Annotated in this window: 5 protein-coding genes and 2 pseudogenes; all 7 read left to right on the top strand. The window is 38.4% G+C overall.

Annotated elements, in window-relative coordinates; all coding sequences use genetic code 11:
- A partial coding sequence (locus BXY_RS03190) for a SusC/RagA family TonB-linked outer membrane protein (RefSeq protein WP_208946748.1) occupies window positions 1–2,793 on the top strand: 2,793 nt, incomplete at its 5' end.
- 11 nt (window positions 2,794–2,804) lie between these two features.
- Complete coding sequence (locus BXY_RS03185; protein WP_015531208.1) at window positions 2,805–4,379, top strand: SusD/RagB family nutrient-binding outer membrane lipoprotein; 1,575 nt, start codon at window positions 2,805–2,807, stop codon at window positions 4,377–4,379.
- A gap of 25 nt (window positions 4,380–4,404) precedes the next feature.
- Window positions 4,405–5,541: a glycoside hydrolase family 18 gene (locus BXY_RS03180; RefSeq protein WP_015531207.1), complete on the top strand. Its 1,137-nt coding sequence runs from the start codon at window positions 4,405–4,407 to the stop codon at window positions 5,539–5,541.
- A 31-nt stretch (window positions 5,542–5,572) separates the two neighbouring features.
- The gene (locus BXY_RS03175; RefSeq protein WP_015531206.1) at window positions 5,573–6,706 is read left to right on the top strand and encodes a DUF1735 and LamG domain-containing protein; all 1,134 of its coding nucleotides are present in this window, start codon (window positions 5,573–5,575) and stop codon (window positions 6,704–6,706) included.
- A 154-nt stretch (window positions 6,707–6,860) separates the two neighbouring features.
- Window positions 6,861–9,044: pseudogene (locus BXY_RS03170) on the top strand (DUF4838 domain-containing protein).
- A gap of 98 nt (window positions 9,045–9,142) precedes the next feature.
- Window positions 9,143–10,471 carry an MFS transporter gene (locus BXY_RS03165; protein ID WP_004306233.1) on the top strand — a complete coding sequence of 443 codons (1,329 nt, stop codon included), beginning with the start codon at window positions 9,143–9,145 and terminating at the stop codon, window positions 10,469–10,471.
- 16 nt (window positions 10,472–10,487) lie between these two features.
- Window positions 10,488–10,606: pseudogene (locus BXY_RS03160) on the top strand (glycosidase); the annotation flags it as partial.

Genomic DNA, 10,606 nt, shown 5'->3' with positions numbered 1-10,606 from the left:
GCAATCACACTTACCAACGCACAACCCTTGAAAGTTACCCTAGGAGAAGATACGCAAGTATTGGATGAAGTAGTTGTTACTGCATTGGGTATCAAGCGGTCAGAGAAAGCATTGACGTATAATGTACAACAGGTGAAAGGGGATGAACTTACAACTGTAAAGAGTACTAACTTTATGGGAGCACTGGCTGGTAAAGCAGCAGGGGTACAGATTAATTCTAGTGCTTCAGGTCCAGGCGGTGGTGTAAAGGTTGTAATGCGAGGTGCTAAATCTATTACGCAGAATAATAACGCTCTCTATGTGATTGATGGTATTCCAATGTATAATCGTGCTTCTTCCGGGGGTGATGGAGCTATGGCTACACAACCGAGCAGTGAATCAATAGCTGACATTAATCCGGATGATATTGAGAGCATGTCGTTGTTGACAGGACCTTCTGCAGCTGCATTGTATGGATATGAAGGAGCTAATGGAGTAGTATTAATTACTACCAAGAAGGGACGTGCTGATAAGACAACCGTGACTTATAGTAATAATACCACATTCAGTGATCCTATGATGATGCCTAAGTTTCAAAACACTTATGGTAATATGACAGGTGAAATGATGAGCTGGGGATTAGAAACTGATAAGAGATACGATCCTGCAAATTTTTTTAATACAGGAAGCAATGTATCCAATGCACTTTCTCTCTCTACAGGTAATGATAAGAGTCAAAGCTATATCTCTGTAGCCACAACTAATGCAACAGGCATTATGCCCAATAATGACTATGATAGATATAATTTCTCATTCCGTAATACTACCAACTTCTTGAATAATAAGTTTATTTTGGATACAAGTGCTAACTATATTATTCAAAACGATAAGAATATGGTATCGCAAGGGCAGTATTTTAACCCACTTACTTCTTTGTACTTGTTCCCACGTGGCGAAGATTTTTCTGATGTAGCTGTATACGAACGTTATGATGATTTGTCGGGTGTAAATACTCAGTATTGGCCATATGGTGATTTAGGCGGTGTTTCGTCTCAAAATCCTTATTGGATTATGAATCGTATGAATCGTGAGAACGATAGAAGACGTTATAAATTGGCTGCTAGTCTACAATATAATATCATTGAAGGGCTAAATGTACAAGGACGTGTGAGCATCGATAACACCGAAAGTAAATACACCGAAAAATTCCACGCAGGTACGGTCGGTAATTTTGCCGGTCCAAAAGGGCGATATAAAGAAGAAAACCGTCTAGACAGACAAGTGTATGCTGATGTATTGGCGAACTTCAATAAAACGTTCAATGAATTTAATGTAACGGCCAATTTGGGTGCTTCTATTAAGGATCTTCGTATGGAGTTGACTTCTTTGCATGGAGACTTGAACAATGTAACTAATCATTTTACCATCGAAAACCTTACACGCAGTGGTTATTATAAAGTAGATGCTGATGGTTTAAAGCGTCAGACACAATCAGTTTTTGCTAATGCGGAAATAGGCTGGAGAAGTTTTCTCTACTTAAGTCTCACCGGACGTGCTGACTGGGATTCTTCTCTGGCTCTTTCAGAAAGAGGAAATAAACCGTTTTTCTATCCTTCTATTGGTCTTTCAAGCATTTTGAGTGAAGTTATTGATTTGCCTGAATGGTTCTCATTCTTAAAAGCACGTTTTTCTTTCACTTCGGTGGGTAATGCCTATGATCCATATTTGACAAAGGTACGTTATGTTTATGATGATCAGCTTGACCAATATAAAGCAGAATCTTTGTATCCAAACTCTGATTTGAAACCAGAAATTACTAAATCTTATGAGGCGGGATTGAATATGCGTTTCTTCAAGAATACATTGAATTTTGATATTACTTATTACAACTCTGATACACGTAACCAAACATTCGCTGCGCCTCTTCCGGCAAGTTCTGGGTATACGGCTGTTAACATCCAAGCAGGTAGTGTACAGAACCAAGGTATAGAGATGGCCTTAGGATATAAAAATGAGTGGCGTGATTTCGGTTGGTCCAGTAATTTTACTTTTACTTATAATAAGAATAAAATTAAAAGATTGGCTGATGGTGTTACAAACAGAATTACGGGGGAACCGATTGAAATGCCTTATGTAGACAAAGCAAGATTAGGAGGCTCTACTTCACCGGTAGTACGCCTGACAGAAGGTGGTTCTATGGGAGACCTGTATATCAACCGTGACTTTAAACGCGATAATAATGGTTATATCTATTTGGATGCCAAGACAGGTTTGCCAAGTATGGTGGAAACCGAATATAAGAAAATCGGTTCATTGCTTCCAAAGGTTAATTTAGGATGGAGAAACTCATTTACTTATAAAGGTTTACGTCTGAATATATTGTTAAGCGGACGTTTTGGTGGTTTGGTTGTATCTAATACACAAGCTTTCCTTGATCGTTGTGGTGTTTCCGAATATAGCGCACAACTTCGTCAGGCTGGAGGAGTAACCATCAATAACAGAAATGTATCCGCTAAGGATTATCTCGGCATAGTAGCGGCTGGTACTGGTGAAGGTGACCACTATGTATATGAAGCAACCAATATTCGTTTGCAGGAGGTTAGTCTTGAATATACACTCCCTAAAAAGTGGTTGTATAACATTGCTGATGTAACATTAGGTTTAATCGGAAATAATCTGGGCATGATATATTGCAAGGCACCGTTCGATCCTGAATTGGTTGCGTCATCTACCAGTACATTCTATACTGGTGTGGATTATTTCATGCAACCTAGCTTGAGAAACATGGGATTTAGTATAAAAGTACAATTCTAATAAAGCAAAGAATGATGAAAAGATTCAATATAATTAAGACTGTAAGCGTGGCAGCTTTCACTACTACTCTGCTATTCGCTTCATGTACGGGAAACTTTGACGAATTAAACACACATCCAACAGACGTGTATCCCGAAGATATGACTCCGACGGAACGGGTCGGTACGTTGTTTGTGGCTATGACTCGCTTATTGAATGCCTGTCAGGAAAATAACAGTCAACACACTGAACAAATGGTAGGGCAGTATGGCGGGTATTTTGCAACAACTGCTCCTTGGAATGGTACTAATTTTGGAACATTCAATCCTAGTGCTGACTGGGTAGATGTTCCTTATAAAGATATGTTTACAGAGTTTTATCCGAATTTCCAGACAATAAAAGAATCTACAGGAGGTACCGGATATATTTATGCGTGGGCATCTATTCTGCGGGTCGGTGTTATGCTTCGTGTAGCTGATATTTATGGTCCTATCCCTTACTCTGAAATGGGAAAAGGAGAATTCCAAGTGGCATATGACGATGTGAAAACACTCTATCATAATATGTTTGATGATTTGACACGTAGTATCAATGTACTTTCGGCATTTGTTCAGGAAAATGAAGGAAAAGAGGTACCTGTTGCCGAATATGATATCATATATAATGGTGATTTTAGCAAATGGATCAAATACGCTAACTCTTTAAAACTTCGTATGGCCGTACGTATCGCTTCTAATACTGAAGATACAGAATATGCCAAACAAATGATGGCGGAAGCGATTGATGGCGGAGTAATAGAATCTAATGATGATAATGCCTTTTTTCCATCTATGCCATATAACCCATTTTGGATTGCTTCAGATTGGGGTGATTTAGCTATCAATGCAACACTTTCTGCATACATGAATGGATATAATGATCCACGTATCAGCAAATATATGAATACTTCGACTTCGTATAGAGAGTATCGTGGTGTACGTATGGGTATTAAAGATACAAGTAAAAGCGTTGAAGGTAGTGCTGCAAGGTACTCTAAACCAGCTGTAACAGATGCTTCTCCTATGCCAGTTTTTTATGCGGCAGAGACTTATTTCTTAAAAGCTGAAGCGGCTTTACAAGGATGGATTGCAGGTGGAACAGCGGCAGCTAAGAGTTACTATGAACAAGGTATTCAAATTTCAATGAATCAATATGGCGTAGAGATTGGCGATTATCTTTCAAGTACAGTTGTTCCTCAAGGGTATACAGATCGATGGAACTCTCAAAATAATATTTCATTTACTGATGTTCCTACTGTTGCATGGGAAAACGGAAGTAATAAACTTCAGAAGATTATTACTCAAAAATGGATTGCCAACTATCCATTGGGAATCGAAGCGTGGTGTGATTATCGCCGAACTGGTTATCCTGAATTGTTTACGGCGCGAGATAATCTAAGTTCTGTTGGTTATATCGGTGATATTGATAGTAAACGTATGGTACGTCGTTTACCATATCCTACAACGGAAAAATCTAGTAACTCAGCCAATGTAGAAGCAGCTATTGCAACTATGTTAGGTGGTCCGGACACCGGAGCTACAGATTTGTGGTGGGCGAAAAAGAATTAATTTTTAACCTGATAAAATATAGAATATGAATATAAAGCATATAAAAAATGCATTCGGATTTGCATTTGCCGCTATATTCTTCGTTGGATGTACGGATGTGGAATCTATTAATGATGTTGATTTGAATCAAACAATTAAAACTGATGAATATTATGCTGCTTTGCGCAAGTGGAAAGAAACACCGGGACTTCCACAAGTGTTCGTTTGGTTCGACAATTGGACAGGAACTTCTCCTACCGGTGAAAATAGCTTGAGAGGTCTGCCTGATTCTGTAACCATTGCTTCCAACTGGGGTGGGCATCCGAAATTTGAATTAACTTCGGAGCGAAAGGCTGATATGGAATATGTACAAAAAGTGAAAGGCACAAAGGTTGTTGTTACCTTATTTTCTCAAAATATAGGCGACGACCTTCCAGATAAAGAAATTTATCATGAAGCTGGAACCAGTAGTGATCCGGAAAAGGTGAGACCTGCAATTAAAGCCTATGCAGAGGATATTTATAAAGCTTGTCTTGAATGTGGATATGATGGTTATGACTGGGATTATGAGCCTGGTGGTGGAATGGGAGTTGGTCCGCTTTGGTCAAATAAAGTACAGAGAACTATTTTTGTCGAGGAACTTTCCTACTGGTTTGGACATGGTGCTATGGATCCTAACCGCGATCGTGGAGATCGCCCTATGCCAGAGAAACGCCTTCTTTTCTTGATTGACGGTGAGGTTGGAATCCGAACAGGTATGGATAAAGAATGGCTTTCATACTATGTAGACTATTTTGTATTGCAAGCTTATGGTGGAATGGCAGATTATAGAATGACAGGCGTGTTGCGTGATATGGATGATTGGATACAACAGGGGATTATTACTCCGGATGAAATTGTCCGTAGAACCATAGCTACCGAGAATTTTGAATCGTATGCTAATACTGGAGGAGGATTCCTGGGTATGTCAAACTACGTATATAAAAATACTTATACTGTTAATGGAAAACCTTATGAAATAGACCAGTTAATTGGTGGATGTGGTCTTTATCGTGTAGGCTTTGACTATGCACAAGGTAAGGGCGATTATGATGGTTCACCGGAATATTATTTCTTGCGTCAGGGAATTACAAACATATATAGGAATTTCTATGATCGCATGAATGCTGCCAACGAAGAATAATGATTAAACGAATTTTATAAGAATAAAAATTATGAAATATATCTATTTATCAAGTCTTATGATTGCATTGTCAGCATTCTTTCTTATAGGATGTGAGAATGCAGAATACAAGGCACAGTCAAACAGCCTTTACATAACAGATGCGGCTGGTACAAACAATGTTACTACTGTTACCATGGATGATGGTGCAGACATTAATGTTGTTGTGCGTTTAGCTCAAAAAGTTATGGAAGATGTGGAAGTGGAAATCCAGTTCTCTCCTGAATTACTGGCTGAATACAATGCAACTAGCGGTACGGAATATGAAGTCTTGCCAGCCGATATGCTTCCAAAGAATGCGACAGTGATAATTCCGGCAGGTGAAATTAGTGCCAATTATCGACTTCATGTGGATGATTTTGTGACTAATGGTATTACTTATGCCATTCCTCTTACATTAGGAAATGTTATAAAAGGTAATATTGTAAAATCAAAAGCTCAAAGTAAATTTATTTATGTATTAGCTAAGCCTTTGAATGTTTCTGTTCCTGTATTACGTGGTAATGCCGGAAATGTAACAACACTTCCTGAAACGGATTGGGGAATTACAGTAGATGCATGGACATTGGAAGCATGGGTACGTATGGATGGTTATAGTATAAATAATCAGGCTATTTTCACTTCCGGAAGTAATGATCATGAAATCTATATCCGTTTTGGAGATGCCAATAGGCCTTACAATTATCTACAGATAAAGTCTTTGGGAGGTCAAAAACAAACAGCCAGTGATTTGGAAGCAAACACTTGGTATCATTGGGCTTTCGTTTATAATGGAACAACACTTACCATTTATAGGAATGGAAAACAAGATACCTTCTTTGATCCTCCTGCACCGAAAGGTGGAAGCGTACGCTTTGATTTTATGAAAATAGTGGATAGTGGTAGCTATTTCCGTAATAATTGTGCTATGAGTCAGGTTCGCCTATGGAAAGTAGCTCGTACAGAATCGGAGATCGCAAACAATATGTATTTTGAAGTAAATCCTAAGAATCCTAATTTGATTGCCCTTTGGCCAATGGATGAAGGAGATGGCACTTCCTTTAGAGATGCTACAGGAAACGGACACAATGCAACATCTAATGGTGCACTTCAAAGGTGGGAACATAATATCCGATTTGATAAATAAAATGTTCTAGGCTAATAAATCATTGAAAGAGGAGGATATGTCGCAGAGGCATATCCTCTTTTTTATATGTTAAAGTATCCATAATTTATTAGAACTTTATTCTCCTGAATTGTACTTCTAGTAAATGCTCATATAAACTTAAATTCTAACAAACATGAAACATTGGTTATTATCTGTTTTGCTGGTGGTATGTGGTACTGTTTCAGCACAAATAACACTCGTAAAAGATGGCAAAAGTAGTGCTCGCATCATTGTGCAGGACAAGATGCCAAATAGTAAGACGTCAGCGCAATTCTTACAACGTTTTCTTACTGAAATTTCGGGAGTTGCACTTCCTATTGAAAATGATAAAACTCCTCGAAAAGGAGATATTCTCATTGGTGGTCAATCTCCGGCGGAAGTAACAGAGGACGGATTCTCTATTTCTACTCAAGATGGTATTCTAAAAATATCTGGTAAAGAAAACGGTGTTGTATATGGGGTTGTTACTTTATTAGAGCAATATTTGGGTATCGATTATTGGGGAGAGAATGAATATTCTCTTACCCCTTCAAAAACGGTGAACTTACCCTTCATTAATAAAGTCGAGAATCCGGGCTTTCGTTACCGTCAGACACAATGTTATGCTATCCATACAGACTCTATTTATAAGTGGTGGAATCGTTTAGAGGAACCGAATGAAGTGTTTGCTGCCGGTTATTGGGTGCATACTTTTGATAAGCTTCTGCCTTCATCCATTTATGGGAAAGAACATCCGGAATATTATTCTTACTTCAAAGGAAAACGCCACCCGGGAAAGGCCAGTCAGTGGTGTTTGAGTAATCCGGAGGTTTTTGAGATTGTTGCTCAACGTGTTGATTCTATTTTCAAAGCAAATCCAGATAAACATATCATGTCTGTAAGTCAGAATGATGGTAATTATACAAATTGTACGTGTGATGCTTGTAAGGCAATTGATGATTATGAAGGAGCATTATCAGGAAGTATCATCACTTTTCTGAATAAGTTGGCTGCCCGTTTTCCGGATAAAGAATTTTCCACATTGGCTTATCTATATACGATGAATCCTCCGAAACATGTGAAACCTTTGCCGAATGTGAATATTATGTTATGTGATATTGACTGTGACCGTGAAGTAACTTTGACGGAGAATGCTTCGGGAAAAAAGTTTGTGAAAGCCATGGAAGGATGGTCTAAGATTACCAATAATATTTTCGTGTGGGATTACGGTATTAACTTTGATAATTATCTGGCTCCATTTCCTAATTTCCATATTTTACAGGACAATATCCGTCTTTTCAAAAAGAATCATGCCACCATGCATTTCTCTCAAATAGCAGGGAGCAGGGGAGGAGATTTTGCAGAACTTCGCGCTTATTTAGTGTCAAAGTTAATGTGGAATCCAGAAGTTAATGTAGACTCATTGATGCAACATTTTCTGCATGGATATTATGGGGAAGCAGCGCCATATCTTTATTAGTACATAAAGATAATGGAAGGCGCATTAATTGGTAGTGGACAGAGGTTGTGGATATATGATTCACCTGTATCACATAAATATGGCATGTTAAAGCCTGCTTTGATGCGTCGTTATAATCATTTATTTGATTTGGCTGAAAAGGCTGTTGCAGCAGAACCCGATTTCTTAAAACGAGTTCAACGGGCACGTCTGCCAATTCAGTATTCAGAACTGGAGATTGCACGAACAGAGACAGAAAAAGATTTGGTAGATATTAATAAGAAGTTAGACCTTTTTGAGGAACGCGTGAAAGAGTTTCAAGTTCCTACATTGAATGAGCGTTCCAATTCACCGGTAGACTATTGCAAATTGTATCGCGAACGTTACATGCCGCAGAAAGAAAGAAGTTTAGCTTTGGGTGCAAAAGTTACTTATCTAATTCCTCCTACCGGAAAATATGCGGCATTAGGAAAGAACGCATTGGTTGACGGTTTGTTTGGTGGAGCAACCTTTGTTGATAGCTGGATTGGTTGGGAAGGAACCGATGGTGCATTTGTTATAGATTTGGGCGAAACAAAAGAGATACAAAGTGTGGAAACAGATTTTCTTCATCAAATAGGGGCCTGGATTCTTTTTCCTCTAAAGGTGGTTTATTCATATGCTGAAGACGGTGAGCATTATACACATTGGAAAACGATTGATTTACCGGAAGAACGTACCGGTGAGGTAAAATTCCGTGGAGTCAAGGCTGAATCAGCCGAACCGATAAAAACTCGTTATGTGAAAGTAGAAGTCACCGGAACGAAAGAATGTCCGACTTGGCATTATGGTGTAGGCCATCCTTCGTGGTTCTTTATAGACGAAGTGATAATAAAATAAAAAAAGTAGGGGGGAGACGTTAGTAGTTTCCCCCTTTTAGTTGTATTATATATAGATGGGTCAGAAAAATGTTTTTTTTCATCTATATACTATGATTTATGCAACAGAATAAAACTGCTTCTCAACGAAAAACTATTAACCCGGCTTGCTGGGTACCTACTGCTTATTTTGCAATGGGACTTCCCTTTATTGCTATTAATCTGGTTTCTGTTTTCATGTTTAAGGATCTTGGAATTTCGGATACGCAAATTGCATTCTGGACTTCTCTGATTATGATGCCTTGGACACTGAAATTTTTGTGGAGCCCTTTTCTTGAAATGTATCGGACGAAAAAATTCTTCGTATTGATTACAGAATTATTGAGTGGTGTATTGTTTGGAGTAGTAGCCTTTTCTTTGTTTTTCGATTACTTTTTCGCCATAAGTATCTCTACGATGGCAGTGATTGCTTTTAGTGGAGCAACGCACGATATTGCTTGTGATGGTGTATATATGGCTGAATTGAACAAAGAAGATCAGGCAAAATATATCGGAGTGCAGGGTGCTTTTTATAATGTAGCCAAATTGGTTGCTAATGGAGGATTAGTTGCTATGGCAGGAGCATTGGCAGAGCACTTCGGAGCAATAGAAGGTGCTTCGATAGATGCTAACAAAGGAGCATATTCATCTGCATGGATGATTATTTTCGGCGTAATTGCGGCAATAATGGTACTGATCGGTATTTATCATATAAAAATGTTACCTTCTACACAGGTTCCGTCAACAACAAAGAAAACTGCATCGGAGGTTGGGCACGAATTGGTAGCAGTCATTGCTAACTTCTTTACTAAAAAGCATATTCTTTATTACATCTGTTTTATTATTTTATATCGTTTGGCAGAAGGCTTTATCATGAAAATAGCTCCGCTGTTTTTACGTGCTTCAAGGGATGTAGGCGGCTTAGGACTGTCGTTAACAGAGATCGGCACGCTAAATGGTATCTTTGGTTCCGCTGCTTTCGTTTTAGGCTCATTGTTGGCAGGTATTTATGTTTCTAAGTTCGGATTGAAAAAGACACTATTTACTCTCTGCTGTATTTTTAATCTTCCGTTTGTAGCCTATACTTTTTTGGCAGTTGCACAGCCTACTAATGTATATCTGATCGGAACTTGTATAACAATGGAATATTTTGGTTATGGCTTTGGTTTTGTCGGACTGACGTTGTTTATGATGCAACAGATTGCTCCAGGCAAACATCAAATGTCACATTACGCATTTGCTTCAGGAATCATGAATCTGGGAGTGATGCTTCCGGGAATGGTTAGTGGTTATCTTAGTGACTTATTAGGATATCGTAATTTCTTTATCTATGTGTTAATTGCAACTATTCCAGCTTTTCTGATTACTTATTTCATACCTTTCACGTATGATGACTCAAAAAATAAATAATATAAAATCAACGATTATGAATAAAATTCAAATTCCTTGGGAAGATCGTCCTGTCGGATGTACGGACGTTATGTGGCGTTACTCACAAAATCCAGTTATCGGACGTTATCATATTCCTTCATCTAATAGTATTTT

This window comes from Bacteroides xylanisolvens XB1A (assembly GCF_000210075.1).
GTDB classification, from domain to species: domain Bacteria; phylum Bacteroidota; class Bacteroidia; order Bacteroidales; family Bacteroidaceae; genus Bacteroides; species Bacteroides xylanisolvens.
This window is presented reverse-complemented; position numbering and strand designations above follow the sequence as displayed.

Excerpts from the sequence above, each read along its gene's own strand:
- BXY_RS03180 (WP_015531207.1), top strand. The coding sequence starts at position 4,405 with ATGAATATAAAGCATATAAAAAATGCATTCGGATTTGCATTTGCCGCT.
- BXY_RS03165 (WP_004306233.1), top strand. The coding sequence starts at position 9,143 with ATGCAACAGAATAAAACTGCTTCTCAACGAAAAACTATTAACCCGGCT.
- BXY_RS03175 (WP_015531206.1), top strand. The coding sequence starts at position 5,573 with ATGAAATATATCTATTTATCAAGTCTTATGATTGCATTGTCAGCATTC.
- BXY_RS03185 (WP_015531208.1), top strand. The coding sequence starts at position 2,805 with ATGATGAAAAGATTCAATATAATTAAGACTGTAAGCGTGGCAGCTTTC.